Source organism: Variovorax sp. Soil_C_26 (assembly GCF_057657075.1).
Map to the genome: position 1 here is coordinate 370,977 of NZ_JBDGJC010000006.1, position 23,828 is coordinate 394,804.

The 23,828-nt window shown below is 65.7% G+C and carries 20 protein-coding genes; 11 read left to right on the forward strand and 9 right to left on the reverse strand.

Going from position 1 to position 23,828, the window contains the following annotated elements:
• Positions 1 to 53: 53 nt before the first annotated feature.
• Positions 54 to 1,028, reverse strand: a complete 975-nt coding sequence (locus AC3A6G_RS19580; protein ID WP_487860994.1) for a tripartite tricarboxylate transporter substrate-binding protein — start codon at positions 1,026 to 1,028, stop codon at positions 54 to 56.
• A 163-nt stretch (positions 1,029 to 1,191) separates the two neighbouring features.
• Here AC3A6G_RS19580 and AC3A6G_RS19585 point away from each other — a divergent pair, with 163 nt between their 5' ends.
• Positions 1,192 to 2,655, forward strand: a complete 1,464-nt coding sequence (locus AC3A6G_RS19585; RefSeq protein WP_487874383.1) for an NAD-dependent succinate-semialdehyde dehydrogenase — start codon at positions 1,192 to 1,194, stop codon at positions 2,653 to 2,655.
• A gap of 169 nt (positions 2,656 to 2,824) precedes the next feature.
• The gene (locus tag AC3A6G_RS19590; protein ID WP_487860996.1) at positions 2,825 to 3,394 is read left to right on the forward strand and encodes a type 1 glutamine amidotransferase domain-containing protein; all 570 of its coding nucleotides are present in this window, start codon (positions 2,825 to 2,827) and stop codon (positions 3,392 to 3,394) included.
• Here the strand turns inward: AC3A6G_RS19590 and AC3A6G_RS19595 are convergent.
• The gene (locus AC3A6G_RS19595; protein WP_487874384.1) at positions 3,339 to 4,583 is read right to left on the reverse strand and encodes a citrate synthase; all 1,245 of its coding nucleotides are present in this window, start codon (positions 4,581 to 4,583) and stop codon (positions 3,339 to 3,341) included. The genes AC3A6G_RS19590 and AC3A6G_RS19595 overlap by 56 nt on opposite strands.
• 81 nt (positions 4,584 to 4,664) lie before the next feature.
• Here AC3A6G_RS19595 and AC3A6G_RS19600 point away from each other — a divergent pair, with 81 nt between their 5' ends.
• A complete protein-coding gene (locus tag AC3A6G_RS19600; RefSeq protein WP_487874385.1) occupies positions 4,665 to 5,786 on the forward strand; it encodes a citrate synthase/methylcitrate synthase in 1,122 nt (373 codons plus the stop codon).
• Positions 5,787 to 5,877: 91 nt separating this feature from the next.
• A complete protein-coding gene (locus tag AC3A6G_RS19605; RefSeq protein WP_487874386.1) occupies positions 5,878 to 6,924 on the forward strand; it encodes a hypothetical protein in 1,047 nt (348 codons plus the stop codon).
• Here AC3A6G_RS19605 and AC3A6G_RS19610 read toward each other — a convergent pair.
• From AC3A6G_RS19610 to AC3A6G_RS19640, 7 genes are all read right to left on the reverse strand, one after another.
• On the reverse strand, positions 6,915 to 8,162 hold the full coding sequence (locus AC3A6G_RS19610; RefSeq protein ID WP_487874387.1) for a phenylacetate--CoA ligase family protein: 1,248 nt from the start codon (positions 8,160 to 8,162) through the stop codon (positions 6,915 to 6,917). The genes AC3A6G_RS19605 and AC3A6G_RS19610 overlap by 10 nt on opposite strands.
• 17 nt (positions 8,163 to 8,179) lie before the next feature.
• Complete coding sequence (locus AC3A6G_RS19615; RefSeq protein WP_487861001.1) at positions 8,180 to 8,992, reverse strand: ABC transporter ATP-binding protein; 813 nt, start codon at positions 8,990 to 8,992, stop codon at positions 8,180 to 8,182.
• A 128-nt stretch (positions 8,993 to 9,120) separates the two neighbouring features.
• Positions 9,121 to 10,437, reverse strand: coding sequence for an ABC transporter substrate-binding protein (locus AC3A6G_RS19620; RefSeq protein WP_487861002.1), 1,317 nt, complete (start codon positions 10,435 to 10,437; stop codon positions 9,121 to 9,123).
• Positions 10,438 to 10,487: 50 nt separating this feature from the next.
• Positions 10,488 to 11,552: a branched-chain amino acid ABC transporter permease gene (locus tag AC3A6G_RS19625; RefSeq protein ID WP_487861003.1), complete on the reverse strand. Its 1,065-nt coding sequence runs from the start codon at positions 11,550 to 11,552 to the stop codon at positions 10,488 to 10,490.
• 10 nt (positions 11,553 to 11,562) lie between these two features.
• Positions 11,563 to 12,492: a branched-chain amino acid ABC transporter permease gene (locus AC3A6G_RS19630; RefSeq protein ID WP_487861004.1), complete on the reverse strand. Its 930-nt coding sequence runs from the start codon at positions 12,490 to 12,492 to the stop codon at positions 11,563 to 11,565.
• Between the two features lie 14 nt (positions 12,493 to 12,506).
• Complete coding sequence (locus AC3A6G_RS19635; RefSeq protein WP_487861005.1) at positions 12,507 to 13,289, reverse strand: ABC transporter ATP-binding protein; 783 nt, start codon at positions 13,287 to 13,289, stop codon at positions 12,507 to 12,509.
• Positions 13,290 to 13,309: 20 nt separating this feature from the next.
• A complete protein-coding gene (locus AC3A6G_RS19640) occupies positions 13,310 to 15,277 on the reverse strand; it encodes an AMP-dependent synthetase/ligase (RefSeq protein ID WP_487874388.1) in 1,968 nt (655 codons plus the stop codon).
• 85 nt (positions 15,278 to 15,362) lie between these two features.
• Between AC3A6G_RS19640 and AC3A6G_RS19645 the strand changes: the two genes are divergently transcribed.
• The 7 genes from AC3A6G_RS19645 to AC3A6G_RS19675 all read left to right on the forward strand — a co-directional run bounded on the left by AC3A6G_RS19645 (position 15,363) and on the right by AC3A6G_RS19675 (position 23,758).
• Complete coding sequence (locus AC3A6G_RS19645) at positions 15,363 to 16,166, forward strand: Crp/Fnr family transcriptional regulator (protein WP_487864625.1); 804 nt, start codon at positions 15,363 to 15,365, stop codon at positions 16,164 to 16,166.
• Positions 16,163 to 16,645, forward strand: a complete 483-nt coding sequence (locus AC3A6G_RS19650; RefSeq protein ID WP_487874389.1) for a hypothetical protein — start codon at positions 16,163 to 16,165, stop codon at positions 16,643 to 16,645. Before AC3A6G_RS19645 ends, AC3A6G_RS19650 begins: the two co-directional genes overlap by 4 nt.
• Positions 16,646 to 16,714: 69 nt before the next feature.
• On the forward strand, positions 16,715 to 18,781 hold the full coding sequence (locus tag AC3A6G_RS19655) for a BCCT family transporter (protein WP_487874390.1): 2,067 nt from the start codon (positions 16,715 to 16,717) through the stop codon (positions 18,779 to 18,781).
• Positions 18,782 to 19,486: 705 nt separating this feature from the next.
• A complete protein-coding gene (locus AC3A6G_RS19660; protein WP_487874391.1) occupies positions 19,487 to 21,250 on the forward strand; it encodes an ATP-dependent nuclease in 1,764 nt (587 codons plus the stop codon).
• 108 nt (positions 21,251 to 21,358) lie between these two features.
• Positions 21,359 to 22,405 (forward strand): DNA cytosine methyltransferase, encoded by a 1,047-nt coding sequence (locus tag AC3A6G_RS19665; protein ID WP_487874392.1) that lies wholly within the window; start codon positions 21,359 to 21,361, stop codon positions 22,403 to 22,405.
• Positions 22,368 to 22,931, forward strand: coding sequence for a UvrD-helicase domain-containing protein (locus AC3A6G_RS19670; RefSeq protein ID WP_487874393.1), 564 nt, complete (start codon positions 22,368 to 22,370; stop codon positions 22,929 to 22,931). The genes AC3A6G_RS19665 and AC3A6G_RS19670 overlap by 38 nt, the downstream gene beginning before the upstream one ends.
• The gene (locus AC3A6G_RS19675; RefSeq protein WP_487874394.1) at positions 22,925 to 23,758 is read left to right on the forward strand and encodes a UvrD-helicase domain-containing protein; all 834 of its coding nucleotides are present in this window, start codon (positions 22,925 to 22,927) and stop codon (positions 23,756 to 23,758) included. Before AC3A6G_RS19670 ends, AC3A6G_RS19675 begins: the two co-directional genes overlap by 7 nt.
• Positions 23,759 to 23,828 lie beyond the last annotated feature (70 nt).

A 23,828-nucleotide genomic window follows, 5' to 3' on the forward strand; every position in this document is an offset into this window, starting at 1 on the left:
CCGGCCCGGGAGGGCGGCGGCTTTTTCGCCGAGGGGTCTTAGCTCAGAGGGCTTCAGTCTGCATAGACGCCGGCAGCCTTGATGATCGGGCCCCACTTGGCGATCTCGGCCGCGACGAACTTCTTGTGTTCGGCGGGGTCGGTGCGGTTGTCGGTGACGATCACGGCGCCGAGGCCTTCCTGGCGCTTGATGAAGCCTGGGTCCTTCATCGCGGCCTTGATTGCATCGTTGAGCTTCTTCAGCACCGGGGCCGGCGTGCCCTTGGGCGCATACACGCCGTGCCAGATCGACACTTCGAAGCCCTTCAGGCCGGCTTCGTCGAGCGTGGGCAGATCCTTCAGGGCCGGAGTCGTCAGGCGCTTGGCCGTGGTCACGGCATAGGCCTTGACCTTCTTGGCTTCGATCTGCGGCGTGGTGTTGGTGGTCTGGTCGCACAGCAGGTCGATCTGGCCGCCGAGCAGGTCGGCGATCGCCGGCGCGGTGCCCTTGTAGGGAACCGTGGTCATCTCGAGCTTGACCGCGCTCTGGAACAGCAGGCCGCACAGGTGCGAGGCGGCGCCCAGGCCGGCGTTGCCGAGGTTGATCTTGCCCTTGTTGGCGGCCATCCAGGCGGTCAGTTCCTTGTAGTTGTTGGCCGGCAGCGTGGGCTTGCCGATCAGCGTCATCGGAACTTCGTTGACCATGCCGAGGTATTCGAAGTCGCTCTCGACCTTGAACGGCAGCTTGCGATAGAGCGCGGGCATCGTCGACATGCCGATGTGGTTCAGCAGCAGGGTGTGGCCGTCGGCGTTGGCGCGCGCCACCTTGGCGGTGCCGATCGAGCTGCCGGCACCCGCGGTGTTGTCCACCACGATGGTCGTGCCGAGCGTCTTCTGCAGTGCTTCGGCCAGGTCGCGGGCGACGCGGTCGGTGGGGCCGCCGGCCGCGAACGGGACGACGAGCGTGACGGTCTTGCCTGCCGGGAAGTCCTGGGCAAAGGCGCCGACGGCGGCGGTGGCGATTGCCGTGAAGGCGATGAGTTTTTTCATGGGATCTCCCAAAACGGTTAGACAGTGAAAAGCGGGCGCGATCTTACTGGCTGGCGGGGGCTGGACTCATCCCCAATAGCCCTTAGTTCCACCATCAATGGCCCTTTTGTGGTGAATGCCACGCCAAATAGCGGTTCAATTCCTATTTTTTGGAGACGATCCCATGCCATTGAAGCTCAAGGACCCGACCCTGCTGCGCCAGCAAGCCTGCGTGGCGGGCGCTTGGGTGGACGCCGACGACGGCGCCACCGTGCCCGTGACCAACCCCGCCAATGGCGAGCAGATCGGCACAGTGCCGATGTGCGGCACCGCCGAGACCGAACGTGCCATCGCCGCGGCCGAGAAGGCGCAGAAACCCTGGGCCCGCCTGCCCGCGAAGGAACGCTCGGCCATCCTGCGCCGGCTCAACGACCTGATGCTCGCGAACGTGGACGACCTGGCGCTCATCATGACCACCGAGCAGGGCAAGCCGCTGGCCGAAAGCCGCGGCGAGATCGCCTATGCCGCCTCGTTCATCGAGTGGTTCGCCGAAGAGGCGCGCCGCGTCTACGGCGACACCATTCCCGCGCCGCAGGCCGATCGCCGCATCCTCGCGCTCAAGCAGCCCGTGGGCGTCACGGCCGCGATCACGCCGTGGAACTTTCCCGCCGCCATGCTCACGCGCAAGGCCGGCCCCGCGCTCGCGGCCGGCTGCTCGATGGTGGTGAAGCCCGCCACGCAGACGCCGTTTTCGGCGCTGGCCTTCGCCGAGCTCGCGCAGCGCGCGGGCGTGCCCGACGGGGTGCTGTCGGTGCTCACCGGTTCGGCCAGCAAGATCGGCGGCGAGATGACGCGCAGCCCCGTCGTGCGCAAGCTCAGCTTCACGGGCTCCACCGAGGTGGGCCGCACGCTCATGAAGCAGTCGGCCGACACCATCAAGAAGCTCTCGCTCGAGCTCGGCGGCAATGCGCCTTTCATCGTGTTCGACGATGCCGACATCGACGCCGCGGTCGAAGGCGCGATGGTCTCCAAGTACCGCAACACCGGCCAGACCTGCGTCTGCGCCAACCGTATCTACGTGCAGCGCGGCGTGCTCGAGACCTTCACGCAGAAGCTGGTCGAGCGCGTGCGTGCGCTCAAGGTCGGCGACGGCACCCAGCCCGGCGTCAACCAGGGTCCGTTGATCGATGACAAGGCGATCGAGAAGATCGAGCAGCATGTGGCCGATGCCGTGGCCAAGGGCGCCAAGGTGCTGGTCGGCGGCAAGCGCCATGCGCTCGGCGGCCTCTTCTACGAGCCCACCGTGATCGGCGGCGCCACGCCCGCGATGCTGTTCGCGCGCGAGGAGAGCTTCGGCCCGCTCGCGCCGGTGTTCGCCTTCGACACCGAGGACGAGGCCATCGCAGCCGCCAACGACACCGAGTTCGGCCTTGCCGCCTACTTCTACAGCCGCGACATCGGCCGCATCATGCGCGTGGCCGAAGCGCTCGAATCGGGCATCGTCGGCGTCAACACCGGCCTCGTCTCCACGGCCGAAGCGCCCTTCGGCGGCGTGAAGCAGTCGGGGCTCGGACGCGAGGGCTCGAAATACGGCCTCGACGACTTCCTCGAGGTGAAGTACGTCTGCCTCGCCGGGCTCGACAAGTAGCTGACCGCCTTGCAGTTCGTCTGCGCCGTTAATCTGCGTAAGCGGAAATTTCCGCCCGTCGAGCTGTCCGACAGGCAGCCCCGGCAACGGCCGATGGGTGGAGGACGGCAAGGGCATACGGTGGAACTTCGTTGTCTCGGAAAACCACCCGGAAAAGGAGTTCTTCGCCATGCCCACCATCACCTCTTCGCTCGACGGAATGAAGGTTGCCATCCTTGTCGCGGACGGCTTCGAGCAGGCCGAGATGACCGAGCCGCGCAAGGTGCTCGAAAGCGCCGGCGCCGAGACGCTGATCGTCTCGCCGCTCGATGGCAGCGTGCGCGGCTGGCAGCAGCTCGCGGCGGCGGACACCTTCGAGGTCGATGTGCCGCTGCAGGGCGCGAACCCCGACGATTTCGACGCGCTGCTCTTGCCCGGTGGCGTGGCCAATCCCGATTCGCTTCGCACCGACGCCCAGGCCGTTGCCTTCGTGCGCGCCTTCGTCGAGAGCGGCAAGCCGATCGCCGCGATCTGCCATGGCCCGTGGACGCTGATCGACGCGGGCGGTGCCAGGGGCCGCAGGATGACCTCATGGCCCTCGCTGCGCGCCGACCTGGAGAACGCCGGTGCGCAATGGACCGACAAGGAGGTCGTGGTCGACCATGCGCTGGTCACCAGCCGCAAGCCCGACGACCTGCCCGCCTTCAACCGCGAGATGGTGAAGCTCTTCGAGCTTGCGAACGAGCCGGCGATCCATTGACAGCGGCCGCCGCCATCGGCGCCTCGCGCGGGCCGGTGTAGCGCGCCCGCGGCCGTATCAGTTGCCCCGAGGCCTGCTGCTCGAGCACGTGCGCGGTCCAGCCCACGCTGCGTGCCAGCGCAAACAGGGTCAGCGGCGCATCGGCCGGCAGCTTGTGCGCAGCCGCGAGCGCGGCCAGGGCGAAGTCGATGTTCACCGGCTCGCCGAGCAGCTTCTCGCCTGCGGCGCGCAGTGAAGCGAACGCGGGCGGCAGGTCGAACGCGCCAGCCAGCAGCGCTGCGCAGCGCGCATCGCCCGCGGGGTAGAGCGGATGGCCGAAGGCCGCGAGCGGTCGGTCGTGCGCGAGCCATTCGCGCAGCGTCGCTTCGCTGCCGATGTAGTCGGCGCTGCGCACCATCGCCTGCACGGCCGCCGCCGCACCGCCGTGCAGCGGACCGGTCAGCGTGGCCAGCCCCGTGAGCAGGCAGGCCGAGAGCGATGCGCCGGTCGATGCCGTCACGCGCGCGGCGAAGGTCGAGGCGTTGAGTTCGTGGTCGGCCAGCAGCACCAGCGCGCGGCGCAGCACGTCGGCCGCGCGCGGACGCCGCCAGGCCGCCGCCAGGCGCATGTGCAGCGGCACGGCGCGCGCAGCCCGCATGCCGAGCAGTGCATCGGCGAGCGTGCCGATCACTTCGGCCGCCTCCGCCTGCAGCACCGCGGGCGAACGGCCGCGCGTCGGTGCGTCGTTCGCGGCGCGGGCCGCGAGCGCGACCAGCCCGGCCTGCAGCGGCATCGCATGGCCCGGCTGCGGCGTTGCCGCAGCACCAGCACCGCCGTCGAAGTGCGGCGGCGCGCAGGCCCACAGCAGGCCGGCTGCTTCCTCGAGCGTCGCGTGCTGCGCGAGCGCGCAGGCATCGTGCCCGCGGTACAGCAGCCGGCCCTCGGCCACGGTCGACACGGCGGAGGGCAGCACCGGCTCGCCCCACTGGATCGCCTCGCTCGCCACCGCCTCGCTGCTGCGCCGGCCGCGCGTGCGCGCCGCGATGCGCTGCACGTCGTCGCGGTGGTAGAGGCTACGCCGCGGATCGGCCACATCGGGGCGGGCGCGCACGCGGCCGCGGCTCACGTTGGCATAGAGCGTCTGCGGCCGCACCTGCATCAGCGCGAGCGCGTCGGCGGCGGGGAGCCAGAGTGGTGTCTTGGTGGTCATGTTGATGCAATAAATCAAGATTGACGTCAATGCCAGTGTGGCCAGAATCGTCTCATCGTGCAATCACAAGGAGCAAGAACGATGAACCAGGACGATGGCAGCCTCGAAGGCGTGGTGGCCGCCCACACCGTGTTGTCCGAGGTCGACGGCGCCGCCGGGCGGCTGGTGATCCGCGGCCATGAACTCGGCGAGATCGCGGGCCGCTGGCAGTTCGAAGATGCGGTGGCGCTGCTGTTCGACGGCTTCTTCGACGCACTGCCCAAGGCAGCGGCCCTGCGCACCGCGCTGGGCCGTGCGCGCCGCGATGCCTTCGAGCGGCTGCAGCCCGGCGACGACGCCGTGCTGCGCAGGCTGCCGCCCATCGAAGCGGTGCGCGCGCTGCTTGCGCGCCTGCCCGATGGCGACGACCTGGCCACCGCGCTGCGCCTCGTGGCCGCGCCTGCCGTGTACACCGCCGCCGTCATGCGCTGGCGCCTCGGCGTGCCGGCGCTGGCGCCCGACGAAGCGCTGCCGCAGGCCGCCGACATGCTGCGCATGCTGCATGGCCGCTTGCCGACCCCAGCGCAGGCTGCGGCGCTCGACGCCTACCTCGTCACCGTCAGCGACCACGGCCTCAATGCCTCGACCTTCGCCGCACGCGTGGTCGCATCGACCGGCGCGGGGCTCGCCTCGGCCGTGCTCGCGGGCATCAGCGCGCTCAAGGGGCCGCTGCATGGCGGCGCGCCCGGGCCGGTGCTCGACGCGCTCGATGCCATCGGCAGTGCCGAGCGCGCGCGCGCATGGCTCGAGGCCGCCGTGGCCGACGGCCAGCGCCTGATGGGCTTTGGCCATCGCATCTACCGCGTGCGCGATCCGCGCGCCGATGCGCTCAAGGCCGCGCTGCAGCGGCTCAGTGCCGAAGGCGGCGTGGACGCCGCGCGCTTCGCGCTGGCCGAGGCGGCGGAGCAGGCCGCGCTCGCGATCCTGCGCGAGAAGAAGCCCGGCCGCGCGCTCGAGACCAACGTCGAGTTCTATACCGCGCTGCTGCTCGAGGCGCTGGGCTTCGGCCGCGAGAGCTTCACTTGCGTGTTCGCCGCGGGCCGCGTGAGCGGATGGCTCGCGCATGCGCGCGAGCAGGTGCAGAAGGGGCGGCTGATCCGGCCGCAGTCGGTGTACATCGGCCCCGCGCCCGAGCCGGCCGCCGAAGCCGCGCTCGCCGACTGACCGGCCCGTCGCCCCCGCTGCGGGGGTGGGCCGCGGTGTTCCGGTACGCTTCGCCGGTCGATCCGCAACGCGAAAGCACCGTTCCAACACCATGGCGGCCTCACCAGTTCCTTCTTCTTCCTCCCTCGATCGCGCGCAGCGCCTGCCCGTCCGCTTCGCGTGGACCGTGATCGCCGTCCACGCCGCGCTGTTCGTGCTGGGCATGGTGCTGCAGCTGCTGCCGACCTCGCCGAACAGCGAGCAGATGCGCGGCGTCTATGCGCAGCCGGGCGTGTGGATCCCGTTGCTGTCGCGCACCGTGACGGTGTGGCTGCTGGCCGCCACGCTCGCGTGGTGCCATGCGCGCCAGGCGCTCGATCTGCGTGGTTCGGCGCGCGTGTCGCAGCTGCGCGGCCCCGGCCGCCGCTTTGCGGCCATGTACCTGGCCGCGATGGTCGTCAACTACGTGGCGCTGAGCCCGCTGCTCTACCAGGTGCAGGTGCTCTTCATGCCAGGCGGTGCGCTGCATGAGCATGTGGCGATGTACGGCCTGCGCTCGATCCTCGGAGCCTCGATGCTGGTGCAGTCGGTGCTGCAGATGCTGCTGCTCGTCGCCATCGTGTGGCTCGCGGCCTGGTTCGCGCTGCGCGAGCGTGGCGCCGCTGCACCGGCTGCGGCCCCAGCGGATGTCGCAGCACCGCAGGCCAACATCGGCGCATCGCCGCGCCGTGCCATCGCACTCGTGGTGGGCACCACCTTCGTCGCGCTGCAGATGTGGGTCGGCAACATCGCGAGCGCCTGGGTCGACACCTCGCGCGACACGAACCTGCTGCCGCTGCTGCTCGGCTGGTTCGCGGTGCCGCTGCTGGTCTGGGCGCTGGCCGCCTGGGGCGGCTGGCTCGGCGCCGCGCCGGGGCCGGCACGGGCCCGCCCGTTCCGCGCCGTGGCGGCGGCTTCGGCGACCTTCGTGCTGCTGCAGGTGATCTGCGCCGCGGTCGCGCTCGGCGGGCTGTTGTGGGTCGCGAGCATGGGCTATTCGAGCGCCAGCAGCGATGCGCGCGCGCTCGGCCTGGCGATCGTGCTGGTGGTGGTCTACCTCGTGCTGCTGGTGGTGCTGGCGCGCGCGATGGTGCGCGGCTTCTACCGCCGCTACTTGTAGCTGCGCGCGTCCTCGATCACCTTGCCGTCGTTCGGCAGCGTGCCCGGCGCCACCAGTTCGATGGTGCCGCGCAGCTTGGTCACCTCGCGCACCGCATCGGCAACGCGCGCCGCCATGCCTTCGGGCGCGGCCGCGCATTCGAGCCGGAGCGTCATCTGGTCGTCGCCCATCTCGCCCGACACCACGAGCCGCGCGCGCACGATCTCGGGAAAGCGGCGCGCGACGTCGGCCACCTGCGAGGGGTGCACGAACATGCCGCGCACCTTGGTGGTCTGGTCGGCGCGCCCGAGCCAGCCCTTGATGCGCTTGTTGGTGCGGCCCGTGGGGCAGGCGCCCGCCAGCACGGCCGACAGGTCGCCGGTGCCGAAGCGCACCAGCGGGTAGTCGGGGTTGAAGGTGGTCACCACGATCTCGCCCACTTCGCCGTCGGGCACCGGGTCGCCGGTGCCGGGGCGCACGATCTCCAGCAGCACGCCCTCGTCGACCACCAGGCCTTCGCGCGCGTTCGTCTCGTAGGCGATGAGCCCGAGGTCGGCGGTTGCATAGCACTGCGTGCCCCGCACGCCATGTGCGGCGATCCAGTCGTGCAGGCTCGGCGGAAAGGCTTCGCCCGAGACCATGGCCTTGGTCAGCGAAGGCAGCTTCTGCGACCTTTCTTCGGCTTTCTCGAGCAGGATCTTCAGGAAGCTCGGCGTGCCCACGTAGCCACTGGGCTTCAGGTCGACGATGGCCTCGAGCTGCTGTTCGGTCTGGCCGGTGCCGCCCGCGAACACGGTGCAGCCCAGCGCGAGCGCGCCGCTTTCCATGATCGCGCCCGCGGGCGTCATGTGGTAGCTGAAGCTGTTGTGGATGAGCTCGCCGCCGCGAAAGCCCGCCGCATGCAGCGCGCGCGCGGTGCGCCAGTAGTCGCGCGCCTCGCCTTCGGGCTCGTAGATGGTGCCCGGGCTCGCGAACACGCGCGGCATGCGCGCGCCGCGCGCAATGGCCGAGAAGCCGCCGAAGGGGTCGCTTTCGCGGTGCTGCTTCTGGCGTTCGAGCAGTTCCGACTTGCGCGTGACGGGCAGCTTCGCGAGCGCCTCGCGCGTCGTGATGTCCGCAGGCTTCACCCCGTCGAGGATCTGCACAAAGGCCGGCGCCGCGGTCTGCGCCTGCGTGAGCTGCTTCGGCAGCGCCGCCAGCAGGTCGCGCTCGCGCTCGGCCGGGTCGCGGATTTCGAGGGCGTCGTAGAAATCAGTCATGGATCGAGTGCCCTTCTTCAAGCCAACCACCGCTTGCGGCGCTTGTAGCTCTTCACGTCGCGAAAGCTCTTGCGGTCCGTGCCGCCCATGCCGAGGTAGAACTCCTTCACGTCCTCGTTCTCGCGCAGGCTCTTCGCGGCGTCGTCCATCACGATGCGGCCGTTCTCGAGGATGTAGCCGTAGTCGGCATAGCGCAGCGCCATGTTGGTGTTCTGCTCGGCCAGCAGGAAGGTCACGCGTTCCTTGGTGTTGAGGTCTTTGACGATCTCGAACACCTCCTCGACGATCTGCGGCGCCAGGCCCATCGAGGGCTCGTCGAGCAGCACCATCGTCGGGTTGGCCATGAGCGCGCGGCCGATGGCGCACATCTGCTGCTCGCCGCCCGAGGTGTAGGCCGCCTGCGAAGTGCGCCGCGTCTTCAGGCGCGGAAAGTACGCGTATACCTTCTCGAGCGTCTGCTGCACCGCGGCCTTGCCGTCGCTGCGCGTGTAGGCGCCGGTCATCAGGTTCTCTTCGATGGTCAGGTGCGCGAAGCAGTGGCGCCCCTCCATCACCTGGATCAGCCCGCGCTGCACCAGCGCGGCCGGCGACAGCGCCTCGATGCGCTCGCCACGCAGCTCGATCGTGCCCTTGGTCACCGCGCCGCGCTCGCCCGCGAGCAGGTTGCTCACCGCGCGCAGCGTGGTGGTCTTGCCCGCGCCGTTGCCGCCGAGCAGCGCCACGATGCCGCCTTCGGGCACCGTGAGCGACACGCCCTTGAGCACCAGGATCACGTGGTTGTAGATGACCTCTATGCCGTTGACGTTGAGGAGGATGTTGGGTTCGCTCATGGTGTGGTCCGAAGCATGTGAAAGGCTTTGGCGTGCGTTGGTGCGTGCCTGCCTGCCTTTCAGATGCCGGCTCGCAGGGAGCCGACGAAAGAGGGCGCCGCGCTGTGCGCAGGCCGCCCTCGACGCGATCAGCAGGCGCGTGGCTTGACGTTCTTTTCCTTCGCGTACTTCTCCGCGTATTCCTTGATCAGCGGATCGATGTAGGTCTTCTCGGACTGGTACCAGTCGGACTTGATCTGCCACTTGGCGCCGTCCCACTGGATGATGCGTGCCCAGTCGTCGCCCATGTGGTTGCTGCACGAGGTCTTGACCGGCCGCATGATCTCGCCGAAGCCCAGCGCCTTGAGCTTGTCGGCCGTGAGGTTCAGGTTCTCGAAGCCCCAGCGCACCTGCTCGGGCGTGAGCGCCTTGCCCTTGCCGTACTTCTCCTGTGCGGCGCGGATTGCTTCGACCTGCAGCATCGAGATCATCATGCCGCGGGTGTGCGCGATCGAGCCGATGCCTTCGGCCGAGCCCGTGCCCTGGCCCTTGTCGTACACCATCTTCTTCAGGTCGTCGTGGACCTTGTCCTTGGCCGCGCTGTTGTGCAGCGTGATCGCGTTGTAGCCCTTGGCGCCGGCGCCGATGTCCTTCACGTCATGGTCCGAGCCGGCCCACCAGATCGCGTAGATCTTCTCGCGCGGATAGCCGCTGGCCTGCGCCTCGCGGATGCCGGCGGGCGTCATCACGCCGGCCGACCAGAACAGCACGTAGTCGGGCTTCTGCTGGCGGATCTGCAGCCAGGTCGACTTCTGCTCCACGCCGGGCGGCGTGACCGGGAACAGCGACACCTCGAAGCCCTGCGCCGCGGCACGCTTCTGCAGCAGCGGGATCGGCTCCTTGCCGTAGGGCGAGTCGTGATAGACCAGCGCGATCTTCTTGCCCTTGAGGTTGCCCTTCTCCTTCTTGGCGATGTCCTGGATCATCACGTCGGTGGCGGTCCAGTAGGTGCCCAGGAGCGGAAAGTTCCACTCGAACACCGTGCCGTCGGCCGACTGCGACAGGCCATAGCCCGGCGTCTCGACCGGCACCTTGTCGACGAAGGCCTTGTCGGTCACGGCAAAGGTGATGCCGGTCGACTGCGTGTCGAAGCCCGAGGCGCCCGAGCCCTTGCCCTTCAGGCGCTCGTAGCACTCCACGCCCTTGGCCGCGTCGTAGGCGGTTTCGCATTCTTCGTACGTCAGCTTGACGCCGTTGACGCCGCCGTCGCGCGCGTTCACCAGCTTCAGGTAGTCCTGCTTGCCGTCGGCCCATGGAATACCCAGCGGTGCGAACTGGCCGGTGCGGTACACCAGCAGCGGCACGAACTGCTCGGCCGACTGGGCCTGCGCGAGCGAGCCCGCGACGACCATCGAAAGCCCCGCAGCGGCAAGTGCCGCGGTGCGTGCGAGATTCCTGAATTGCATGGCTTGTCTCCTTGTAATGAGCACGGGTGTGCGTAGTGAAACGGGTTCGGTCAGTGAGGGAAGGGCCACAGCCGCAGCTTCTGCCGCGCGGTGGACCACAGGCGCGCGAGGCCGTGCGGCTCGACGATCAAGAAGAACACGATCAGCGCGCCGAAGATCATGTGCTCCAGGTGCGATGCCGTGGCCGTGGAGATCGACAGCCCAAGCCAGTGCGGCACGTAGTTCAGGAACAGCGGCAGCAGCACGATGAAGGCCGCGCCGAAGAAGCTGCCGGCAATGGAGCCCAGCCCGCCGATGATGATCATGAACAGCAGCTGCAGCGACTTGTCGATGCCGAAGGCCGCCGGCTCCCAGGCGCCCAGGTGCACGAAGCCCCACAGCGCGCCGGCCACGCCGACGATGAAGCTGCTCACTGCGAAGGCCGTCAGCTTGGCGTACACCGGCCGGATGCCGATCACCGCGGCCGCCACGTCCATGTCGCGCATCGCCATCCATTCGCGGCCGATCGCGCCGCGCACCAGGTTCTTGGCCAAGAGCGCGAACACCACCACCAGGCTCAGGCACAGCAGGTACTTCTGCATCGGCGTGCTCAGCTCGTAGCCGAACATCTGCAGCGTGTTGACGCTCACCGAGCCCGACGACGAATCGTTGGTGACCCACTTCACCCGGTTGGTGAACCAGTCCATGAAGAACTGCGCCGCCAGCGTGGCCACCGCCAGGTACAGCCCGCGGATGCGCAGGCTCGGAATGCCGAACAGCACGCCCACCAGCGTGGCGGCCAGCCCGCCGCCGATCAGCGCCACCAAAAGCGGCATGCCCTCGATGCGCACCTGCAGGTTGTAGGCCGCATAGGCGCCCACCGCCATGAAGGCGCCGGTGCCCAGCGAGATCTGCCCGCAGTAGCCGACCAGGATGTTGAGGCCGATGGCCGCCAGCGCCAGGATCAGGAAGGGGATCAGCACCGCGCGGAAGCTGTAGTCGCTCGCCAGCATCGGCACCGCGATGAAGGCGATGGCCGCGAAGGCCAGCATGGCCCATCGGTCTTGTGCGATCGGGAACAGCGCGAGGTCGGCGCGGTAGCTGCTCTTGAATTGGCCGTTTTCTCTGTAGAACATGCCTATACCTTCAGACGCGGTCGATGATCTTGTCGCCGAACAGCCCCTGGGGCCGGATCAGCAGCACCGCCAGTGCCAGGACGTAGGCGAACCAGTTCTCGATGCCGCCGCCGAGGAAGGGGCCGAGGTAGATCTCGGAGAGCTTCTCGCCCATGCCGATGATCAGGCCGCCGATGATGGCGCCGGGCACCGAAGTGAGCCCGCCGAGGATCACCACCGGAAAGGCCTTGAGCGCCACCAGCGAGATCGAGAACTGCACGCCCAGCTTGCTGCCCCAGATCATGCCGGCCACCAGCGCGACAATGCCGCCGATCGACCACACGATCACCCAGATGCGCGCCAGCGGAATGCCGATCGACTGCGCGGCCTGGTGGTCGTCGGCCACCGCGCGCAGCGCACGGCCGGTGCTCGTCTTCTGGAAGAACAGCGTCAGCGCCACCACCAGCGCCGCCGCGATCACCGCCGCGTAGAGGTCTTCCTTGCTCAGCAGCAGGCCGCCCTCGAACATGCTCTCGAGCACCAGCAGCGGCTCCTTGGGCATGCCGATGTCGATCTTGTAGGTGGCGCTGCCGAAGATCAGCTGGCCCGCGCCGTCGAGCACGTGCGAGATGCCCAGCGTGGCCATCAGCAGCGTGATGCCTTCCTGGTTGACCAGCCGGCGCAGCGCCAGGCGCTCGATCAGCCAGGCCACGATCACCATGCACAGCGCCGCGGCGATGAAGCCCAGCACCGCGCCGAGCACCGCGTTGTCGAAGCCGAGCCAGGACGGAATCCATTCGGCGAAGCGCGCCATGGCGAGCGCCGCGAACAGCACCATCGCACCCTGCGCAAAGTTGAAGACACCCGACGCCTTGAAGATCAGCACGAAGCCCAGCGCCACCAGCGCGTAGAGCATGCCGGCCATCAAGCCGCCGAAAACCGTTTCGATGAAGAAACCCATGGGGCCCGCCGTTCCTAGTGTTCCGCGCCGAGGTATGCCCGGATCACGTCTTCGTTGCTGCGCACTTCGTCGGGCGTGCCGTCACCGATCTTCTTGCCGTAGTCGAGCACCACCACGCGGTCGGAAATGTCCATCACCACGCCCATGTCGTGCTCGATCAGCACGATGGTGGTGTTGAACTCGTCGTTCACGTCGAGGATGAAGCGGCTCATGTCCTGCTTCTCTTCCACGTTCATGCCGGCCATCGGCTCGTCGAGCAGCAGCACCTGCGGCTCCATCGCGAGCGCGCGACCCAGGTCGACGCGCTTCTGCAGGCCGTAGGGCAGCTGGCCCACCGGCGTCTTGCGGTACGACTGGATCTCCAGGAAGTCGATGATCTGCTCGACGAACGCGCGCTGCTGCAGCTCTTCGCGCTCGGCCGGCCCCCAGCGCAGCGCCTGCGCCAGCAGCCCGCTCTTCATCTTCAGGTTGCGCCCCGTCATGATGTTGTCGAGCACGCTCATGCCCTTGAAGAGCGCCAGGTTCTGGAACGTGCGCGCCACGCCCATCTCGGCCACCTGGCGCGAGTTCATGTGCTTGAAGGTCTGGCCGCGAAAGGTGATGGAACCCTGCTGCGGCCAGTACACGCCGTTGATGCAGTTGAGCATCGAGCTCTTGCCCGCGCCGTTCGGGCCGATGATGGCGCGCACCTCGTGCTCGCGCACGTCGAAGCTGATGTCCGTCAGCGCCTTCACGCCGCCGAAGCTCAGCGAGATGTTCTGCACGTCGAGGATGACGTCGCCGGTTTTTCTAGCCATGGAGTTGCCCCAGATTCATCTCACGCTGCCTTCGCCATGACGGGAAACCGATTCGCATCGACGATCGACAGCGTGGCGCTCACCATGCCCGTGCGGCCGTCCTCGAACTTCACCTGCGTCTCGATGAACTGCTCGGCCTTGCCGCCGTACAGCGCATCGACCAGCACCGCGTACTTCTCGGCGATGAAGCCGCGCCGCACCTTGCGCGTGCGCGTCAGCTCGTCGTCGTCGGGGTCGAGCTCCTTGTGCAGCACCAGGAAGCGCGCGATCTGCGTGTCGCCCATGCCGGGTTCGGCGGCCAGGTCGGCATTCACCTTGGCGAGGCACTCGGCAATCAGCGTCAGCACCTCGGGCTTGCCGGCCAGGTCGACGTAGCCGCCATAGGCCAGTCCGCGGCGCTCGGCCCAGTTGCCCACCGCTTCGTAGTCGATGTTGATGAAGGCGCAGACCTCGTTGCGCGCGTGGCCGAAGCACACCGCCTCCTTGATCTGCGGAAAGAACTTGAGCTTGTTCTCGATGTAGTTGGGCGCAAACATCGCGCCGTTCGACAGCCGGCCCACGTCCTTGGCGCGATCGATGATGCGCAGGTGCCCCTCGGCGTCGAGCACGCCCGCGTCACCGGTGTGGAAGTAGCCTTCGGCGTCGAGCACCTCGGCCGTGGCATCAGGGCGCTTGTAGTATTCCTTCAGCACCGACACGCCGCGCACCAGCACTTCGCCGTCGTGCGCGATCTTCAGCTCGATGCCGGGCGCGGCCGTGCCCACCGTCTGCAGCTTCACCTTGCCGTCCTGCTGCAGGCACACGTAGGCGCAGGTCTCGGTCTGGCCGTAGAACTGCTTCAGGTTCACGCCGATCGAGCGGTAGAAGCGGAACAGGTCGGGCCCGATGGCCGCGCCTGCCGTGTAGGCCACGCGGATGCGGCTCATGCCCAGCACGTTGCGCAGCGGCCCGTAGATCATCACGTCGCCCACCGCGTACTTGAAGCGGTCCCACGCGCCCACCGGCTGGCCGTTCAGGATGTCGGCGCCCACGCGCTGCGCAAGGCCCATGAACCTGGCATAGAGCCAGCGCTTGGGCGCGGCCGCGTCTTCCATGCGGATCGACACCGCGGTGAGCAGCCCCTCGAAGGTGCGCGGCGGGCCGAAGTAGTAGCTCGGGCCGACCTCGCGCATGTCGTTCATCACCGTGGCCGCCGACTCCGGGCAGTTGAGCGTGAAGCCGCCCACCAGCCATTGCGCCACCGAGAACAGGTGGTCGCCCACCCACGCCATCGGCAGGTAGCTCATGATGTTGTCGCCGGGCCCGAGCCGGTCGGTCTCGACCCCGCCGCGGCCCGCCGCGATGAAGCTCGCATGCGTCTGGCACACGCCCTTGGGCCGCCCCGTGGTGCCCGAGGTGTAGAGGATCACGCCCACGTCGCCCGGCTCGCCGCTGGCCACCGCGGCGTCGTACACGCCGGGGTTGGCCGCATCGAATGCGCGGCCCAGTTCGCGCAATTGCTCGTAGCTCATCAGGCCCGGCTGGTCGTAGTGCCGCAGGCCCTTGGGATCGTCGTAGACGATGTGGCGCAGGCGGTCGGGCCGGCCCGCTGCGGCCTGCAGCTCGCGGCATTCGAGCAGCTTGTCGACCTGCTCCTGGTCTTCGACGATCACGAAGTCGATCGACGCGTCGTCGAGCATGAACACCATCTCGTTGGCCACGGCGTCCTGGTAGAGCGGCACCGGCACGCCGCGCAGGCTTTGCGCGCCCACCACCGCCATGTACAGGTGCGGGCGGTTGGCGCCCACGATCGCCAGGTTGTCGAAGGCCTTGAAGCCCAGGCTCGCGAGGCCGCAGGCGATCTCGCGCACCTCCTGCGCCACATCGCGCCAGGTCCAGGTCTGCCAGATGCCGAGGTCCTTCTCGCGGATCGCGGGCGATGCGGGCTGCGCCTGCGCATGCGCCAGCAGCAGCCGGGGAAACGTGGGGGCGTTAGACGGTTTGTTCACAGTGCGCGGATCGTAGGCTTGCACTTTGACGTCATGTTGTCGTTCCGACGACAATCCTAGGGACAACACTCCCCGGAGTTTCCCGATGCAAAGCGCCCCACCCAGCGCCCTGACCCTGAGCGGGTCGAACTCCCTGCGCGACCGCGTGCGCCCGGCCGGCCCTTCCGAACTCGAAGGCATTCCGTGGCTGCCCGCGCTCACCCCCGCCGAGCGCCGCCGCGCCGAGGCCGCGCTGGTGGTGGGCGATGCCGAGGTCGGCGACCTGGTCTGCCGCATCGGCCGTTCGCCCACCTACTGGTTCGGCGTGGTCGAGGGCCTGCTCAAGATGAGCAACGACAACGCCGACGGCGGCTCCGTCACTTACACCGGCGTGCCGCCCGGCGGCTGGTTCGGCGAGGGTACCGTCATGAAGCGCGAGCCCTACCGCTACAACATCCAGGCCCTGCGGCGCAGCGTGGTCGCGGGCCTGCCGATCGAGAGCTTTCACTGGCTGCTCGACCATTCGATCGGCTTCAACCGCTTCGTGATGAACCAGCTCAACGAGCGGCTCGGCCAGTTCATTGCCGCGCTCGAGATCGACCGGCTCAACAACCCCGACGCGCGCGTGGCGCGCAACCTCGTCTCGCTGTTCAACCCCGTGCTGTACCCCGGCGTGGGCGAGGTGCTGCGCATCACCCAGCAAGAGCTGGCCTACCTGGTCGGCCTTTCGCGCCAGCGCGTGAACGAGGCGCTCAACATGCTGGCCGCGCAGGGCCTCATCCGCGTGGAGTACGGTGGCCTGCGCGTGCTCGACCTGCCCGGCCTGCGCGCCACCGCCATGAGCAGCCGCAAGGCCGCGCCCAGCGACGACCACCACCCCGACGACACACAGGACCACACCACGCCATGAGCCTCAAGGACCAGATCCAGATCGTGCCGGCCGATGCCGACGTGTCGCGCCTCGTGCCGCCGCCTGCAACCTCTTCAGCGCCGGCACCGAAGGCCGAAGACGCCGGCCCCACGCCCCAGCAGCTCGCCGAGCGGAACGACGCGCTCAGCGAGCGGCTCGCCGCCATGGACGAGCTGCTCGCCAAGCCGCTGAAGGACATCCTCGCCGAGCATGAAAAGGCCGGCGAATCCGCGCTCGCGTGGGACCGCTACGGCGCCATGTGGATGCTGTCGCAGCGCGCCATGCGACGCGTGGCGATGGACCTGGCCGCGCAGCTCGGCGTGAGCGAGCAGGAGATCGTCGCGCGCGCCATGGCGCATGCCAACGCCGTGCTCAACGGCGCTGACGAAGAAGACCTGGGCGGCAGCATCGCGCCGGCGCAGATGGCGCATATCGCGCGGCACAAGGCCTTCTTGCGCAGCCAGTTCCGGGGCGGCTGAGCGGTTGACATCGACGCTCGCGCAGGTAGGGTGTACCCCGCCGTCGCCGACAACGAACCGATCACAGCCATGACAAACGCCAACCCCGCGCAAGAACAACAACAACAGCCGCCGCGCCCCAAGATCACTTTCGCCGCACCCGTCGTCATTCCCGCACTGCTGGTCCTCGGCGCCCTGCTGGTCTTCTGCGGCGTCTACCCGGAGCGCGCCGACGTTCTCTTTCCGAGTGCGCAGGCCTGGGTGGTGCAGCATTTCGACTGGTTCTACACCGTCGCCGTCACGATCTTTCTCGTGTTCCTGCTCGGGCTGGCCGTCAGCAGCTTCGGCGACATCCGGCTCGGGCCCGACGACTCGGTGCCCGACTTCAACTTCGTCTCGTGGGCCGCCATGCTCTTTGCCGCGGGCATGGGCATCGGCCTCATGTACTTCGGCGTGGCCGAGCCGCTGCAGCACTTTCTGAAACCGCCCACCGCCGCGGGCGGCACCCCCGCCGCCGCCAGGGAGGCGCTCCAGTCCACCTTCTTTCACTGGGGCTTTCATGCGTGGGCGGTGTACGGAACCATGGGCCTTGTGCTTGCGTACTTCGGGTTTCGCTACAACCTGCCGCTCACCATGCGCTCGGGCCTCTACCCGCTGCTGAAAGACCGCATCAACGGCCCCATCGGCCATGCCGTCGACGCCTTCGCGCTCGTCGCCACCATCGCCGGCATTGCGACCACGCTTGGCTACGGCGCGCTGCAGCTGGCCGCCGGCCTGCACCTGCTGACCGGCTGGAACACCTCGGGCGCCGCCTTCCGCCTGGGCATCATCGTCGTCGTGGTCGGCCTTGCCGGCATCTCGGCCGTGACGGGCCTCGACAAGGGCGTGCGCCGGCTCAGCGAACTCAATCTTTCGCTCTCGTTCCTGCTGCTCGGCTTTGTCATCATTGCCGGGCCCACCGTCTTTCTGCTGCAGGCCCTGAGCGAGAACATCGGCGGGTACCTGTCGAACCTGGTCAGCCTCTCGCTGCGCACCTTTGCCTACGAGCCTTCCACCGAGCCCGGCTGGTTCGGCGGCTGGACCATCCTTTACTGGGCCTGGTGGATCTCGTGGTCGCCCTTCGTCGGCATGTTCATTGCGCGCATCTCGCGCGGGCGCACCATCCGCGAGTTCATCGTCGGCGTGCTGCTCGTGCCCACCGCCTTCAACCTGCTGTGGATGACTGCCTTCGGCAACGGCGCCATCTGGATCGACGTCAACGTTGCGCAGGGCGCCCTTTCGCAGACCGCGGGCAACGTCGACGCGCTGCTGTTCCGCTTCTTCGAATACCTGCCCGCCACCGCCGCCGTCTCGTGGCTGGCCGTGGTGCTGATCGCCGTGTTCTTCGTCACATCGGCCGACTCGGGCTCGTATGTCGTCGACGCCATCGCCTCGCGCGGCCATCCGCGCTCGCCCGTGTGGCAGCGCCTGTTCTGGGCCGGCGTGCTCGGCGTCACCGCCATGGTGCTGCTGCTCGTCGGCGGCCTGAAGGCGCTGCAGGCCATGACCCTGCTGGCCGCGCTGCCCGTCACCCTCATCATGCTGATGCTCTGCTACGGCCTGTGGCGCGGCCTTGCGGCCGACCGCGTGCATTCGATGCAAGACCTGGCGCCCGCCACCAACTTCTGGAGCGGCCAGCACTGGCGCCGCCGCCTCGAGCAGATGGTGCAGGACTCCACGCGCGACGACGTGCTGCGCTACCTGCGCGGCACCGTGCTGCCCGCGATGAACGAGGTGTCGGAAGAGTTCAAGAAGCGCGACGTGCTCGCCCACGTGCACGACGACCTGGACAACGGAGACGGCGATGGGGCGAGCACCGTGCGCATCAACATTCCCGACCCCGACCTGCGCGACTTCACTTATGGCGTGCGCATTGCGCACCGCATGCTGCCGGTGTTTACCGTGCATGAGGCCGCAGCGCAGACCGAGCCGCCGCAGGTGTACGAGCCCACCACCTTCTTCGAGGACGGGCGGCAGGGGTATGACATTCAGTACCTGCGCAAGGAAGAAGTCATTGCGGACATCCTGCGGCAGTACGAGCGGTATCGGTCGCTGAGTGCGAACCGGCGGACGCATCTGCTGAGCAGGGCGCCGGGGCATGCGGACCCGGTGCCTTGAGGGCCTTTTCCGGCTGTGGCGTCAGTGCCTCGCACTGGGCTTCGATCCGGGTTCGGTGGTCGTTGCGGCGAACCACCCGCAACCTCTTGCCGAGCGGAAGGAAAGGCTCCTGCCTCATTTTGTTCAATCAGCTTCGAGGCCAAGCGCCTCGTCGGACCGATCGTTCACCGGTACTGCACCATCTGCAGGAAGGCGCATGCCGCTGCGTTAACCTCGACGGCAGTCGTTTGCTGGCAACATTCAGTGGCTTTAGGGCGCGGAAGTGGTTGGCTCGTTGGAATCATCGCCGGGGGAGCTGCGCCATTTCTGCATTCGGTGCGGCGCGCAAATCTGGATGTCGCATGAGGCGCTTGACCGAACATCAAAGTGAGACGTCGTTGCCGCCGTCCTGCTGTTAGACGTGACGAAAGTTGGCCGATGCGGGCGGCCGACACATTTCCGTCCGTTCTTTAGAGGAGTGGACGTTTGCTCCAACTAGTTGGGGGCAGTGGACCTCCAGCCTTGGCGAAAACTGCTTGGCCTTCGCAAGCGACGACGGCGGCGAATGCTCTTCCTACATCCTCATTTCTCGGTGACAATTCCTTACGAACAAAAAGGCCGGCGCTTCGACATTCTGAGTCGGTTGCTGCGGCAACCGAGCAGTCGCCCTGCGAGCACTCGGGTCCAGAGGTGACGTGATGGATTTGAGAATAGAGGCAAGATGTAATGAGCGACAGTGAAACAGTTGAGCAATTGGTCGAAACCCTGCGCAAGTTCAAGCCTGGCGCGCCGCTTAAGAACTACATCACTCACCTAAGATTTCCGAAATTCAAGAGTATTGAGCCGCTCACTCAGATCGACTTCTCCTTCCCGCTCACCGCTTTGGTCGGTGCGAACGGTATAGGTAAAAGCTCGGTGCTTCACGCGCTCTGGGGTGCCCCCTTCGGCTACACGACATCGAAATTCTGGTTCGCAACGGATCTCGATCCAATCGAAGGAAACCGTAAGGATCCGCAAAGGTTCGTCTACGGTCATTGGAACCAGTCATTCAATGGGGTCGTAGAAACACGCAAGGCACGGCTGGGCAAGAAGCAGGACTATTGGGAGCCCTACCGTTGGAGTGTTAAGGATGGCATGGAGCCGGCTCCAGCGGGAAAGTTCGAGGGAAAGTCTGTCGACCGCTGGAATCCCGTGCGACGAAGCGTGGTCTATATCAATCTGAAGATGGCCTTCGGCTCGTTCGATCGATACTTTTACTTTGACGAAGGACTCAAGTCGGGTGACAAGCGCGAAGTCATGCTTCGTGAGGCGCGCCGACTTAAGTCAATAAAGGAAGGAGAGAAGGTCAGCTACAAGCTAGGAGGCTACGAACGATTGTTTGAGAATCGGTTGTTGACCGTGCAAGAGCTTTCTGCCGTATCGCGCATACTTGGCCGCGATTACGGGGCGGCGCGCCTCATCCGGCACTCACTTTATCCCGGCAATCGTGGACAGGACATGAGCGTGGTGTTTCAGAGAGGGATGGAGTACTCCGAGGCCTTCGCAGGTAGTGGAGAAATTGCAGCTGTGAGTGCTGTAGTGCAAATCCTCGCGGCGCCAGAATACTCGCTTATTCTGCTGGACGAGCCCGAAACATCATTACACCCTGGAGCTCAACGAGCGCTACTTCGCTTTCTGCTTAGCCAGATAAAGCTGAAGAAGCATCAGGTAGTCATCTCGACACACTCGTCTGACTTCATAGACGGGCTTCCGAACAATGCCGTCAAAGTGTTTGAAGACAATGGCAAGCGACAAGCTCGGGTGCTGCCGGAATGTTCGCCCTATATCGCATTTCACAGGCTGGGAAAGCGGCCCGAAAACAAGCGCCGAATCTTGGTCGAAGATCCGTTGGCGAAGTTGCTCGTCGAGCAAGCCGCGAAAGGAATGGATGCCGCGGAAGCGCAAGCGATTGAGGTGCGGGTGGCACCGGGCGGAGCCGAATCAATCATCGGGCACCACGGACCGAGTGCGATGGCTTCCGGCGACGAGGTTTTCCTACTCCTCGACGGTGACAAACAGAAGGTCCCCGCTTTCACCGATCCATCCACAGTAGCTCCTGCGGAGTACGCCGCGCTCGCAGACCTCGTAAAGGCTGAACTTGGCTGCAAGCCCACATTTCTGTTGGCTGGCGGCGATGACGTGACAGGACACGCGAATGCACTTATCCAGGAGCATCTCAAATACCTCGAATGGGTTCAAGAGCACGCGGCCTATTTGCCCAAGCGCTGTCCCGAGCAGATTCTCTTGGACGCGTTCTATCCACTCAAAGGTGCGATCTGCGCAACCTCCGAAGAGGCCAAAGATGCCTTGCGCGCCGAACTTGCAGGTGCAGCTGAGGTGAGCGGCGCCGAAATGGTTGTGTTGGAAAAAGTTAGCGTCGCAAAAATGCCATCCGACAATATCGATTTGGTTGCGATTCGCAGCCAACTGAAGCAATGGCTTCATGCCTAACGCCTGCAACCAACGCTACTTACACTTCATCCCGGAATTACGTTTTTGCGAACGATGCCAAACCAAGAAAAAGACAATGTGCGCCCTGCGCCTTCGTTGCACGTTGCCGTGGACCTCTTCAGCGGTTGCGGAGGACTCAGCCTCGGACTGCAGGACGCTGGCTTTCGCGTGGGCGCGGCGGTTGAGATTGACGCTAAGGCGCAAGCGACCTATCGATTGAACCACCCGGACGTCGTACTTTTCGACGAGGACATCAGGAAAATTGATCCGCTGGCAGTGCTGAAGCGTATGGGCCTGAAGGTAGGAGAGTTGGACCTTTTGGCCGGCTGCCCTCCTTGTCAAGGTTTCTCCCGGCTGCGTACGAAGAACCAGGCTCCCTCCGTGCATGACCCGAGAAACGACCTCGTGAGCGACTTCCTGCGCTTCGTCAAGGCAATGATGCCGAAGACGGTGATGATGGAAAACGTTCCCGCACTTGCTGATGACGGGCGCTTCAAGCGCGTGTGCACAGGACTGAAGAAGCTCGACTATCGTTACGTTGTACACATTCTCGACGCAGCTGACTATGGAGTCGCCCAGCGACGGAAGCGATTGATAGTTCTGGCATCGCGCGTGCATGAACCTGAGATCGCCGCTAAGGCGAGCGAGCGGTTGACAGTACGGAAAGCACTGGCTGGCGTCGGTGCTCCGTCGACGACTAAAGACGCGCTTCACGCGGTTCCGGAGAGGCGGACGCAGGCCGTTCGTGACCTCATCGCTTTGGTCCCAAAAAACGGCGGCAGCCAATCGGACCTACCCGCGGAACTGCAGCTCGATTGCTTCAAGCGAAGTCGCGGGTTCAACGACGTATACGGAAGGATGTCGTGGGATGATGTCGCTCCAACCATAACGAGTGGTTGCCACAATCCCTCGAAGGGACGATTCCTTCATCCCTCGTACAACCGAACGATCACGTTGCGTGAGGCGGCATTGCTCCAAGGGTTTCCTAAAGACTATAGGTTTGAGACTTCTCACGGGAAGGAAGCGATCGCTTTGATGATCGGCAATGCCTTGCCGCCACCATTCATTGCGGCGCACGCGCGAGGATTGCTGAAGGGTATTTTGGAGGGCCACTATCATGCCAAAACTGCTGACGGTCGAAGAACTTCGCGCTGAAGGGTTGACATCGGAGCAAGCCGCTGCAGCGGCAGATCCAGCTCGCGCGATTCTCTGTATTGCATGTGCGGGATCGGGGAAGTCTCAGACGCTGGCATATCGAATCGCACGCTTAATCTCTGAGGGTACTTCGGCGGCATCGATCGTAGCTATTACGTTCACTGATAAGGCGGCCGATTCGATAAAACGCCGGGTAGCAAAGGTTCTGGGGAAGACGGGATTCAGCCCAAGCCTCATCGGGCAGATGTACATCGGCACCATCCACGCGTTCTGTCAGAACGTGCTAGGGGATGCCGATGCGGTCTACCGTCAATACGACGTGCTGGACGATAACCGGTTCATGCTGTATCTGATGTCGCGGTATCCGGGGCTTGGCATAAGTCCACTACGGGCGCGGTTCAAAAATAGATATTTCGAGACGCTCGAGCAAGTGCAGCACGCGTGGGGGGTGTATCGCGACGAAGGCCTTTCGATCATTGAGATCACTTCCCGAGATCCCGAGATCCCGAGATCGGCCTCGTGCTGAAGGCCATCGAAGCCAGCCTCGTTCGAGATCAATTCTTGGACTTCCCATCCATGGTTCGCCTGGTCGCCGACAGAGCCAAAAGTGACCAGCGCGTCCGTGAACGGCTCAGCAGGGTTAAACACCTCTTGGTCGATGAGTACCAAGACGTTTCTGGCTCTCAGGAAGAACTTGTCGCGTCGATCCACGAACTCGGGGCCGACATTTTTGTGGTCGGAGATGACGATCAATCAATCTACGGATTTCGTGGTGCGCACGTCTCGAACATTCTTCATTTTCGACAGCGATACACCGATGTGGCCGAACACGTTTTGGCGACGAACTTCCGAAGCACGCGATCTATCGTTGCCGCTGCTAACGGGTTCGTTGCTAGTCAACTCGGGCCGCAACGGCTGCATAAAGAACCGAAGGAGCATCTCGACATTGGACCCAATCACTTGTGTGTCCATCACTTCGACGATCGCCCTGAAGAGGCCGAGTGGGTGGCACGAAGAATCCAGCTTCTTCTTGGGACTAGCTACCGACATGCCGATGGGACGGTGCGCGGATTAACGCCAGGCGACTTCGCAATTTTGATGCGCTCGACCAAGACGCCGGAGCAAGACGGGAACCCTCGCCACCACGCGTTCACCCGGGAGTTGGAAGGCCGAGGGATCAGGTATGCGCTCAATGCCGGTGGTTCGATCTTCGATCGGCCGCCGATAGCAGCACTCCGCGAGACATTCATTGCGTTGGAAACCGGACCGATGAACAGACCGGAAGCGATGCAGCTCATCGACACGCACATCCGGCCAGCATTTCCGAAGGCAATCGACAACAAAATCTGTTGAGTTCCATGCAATCCTGACCCGGCATTTCCATCCAATATTGACCCACCCTCTTTGCGAGCCTGGTGGCTCA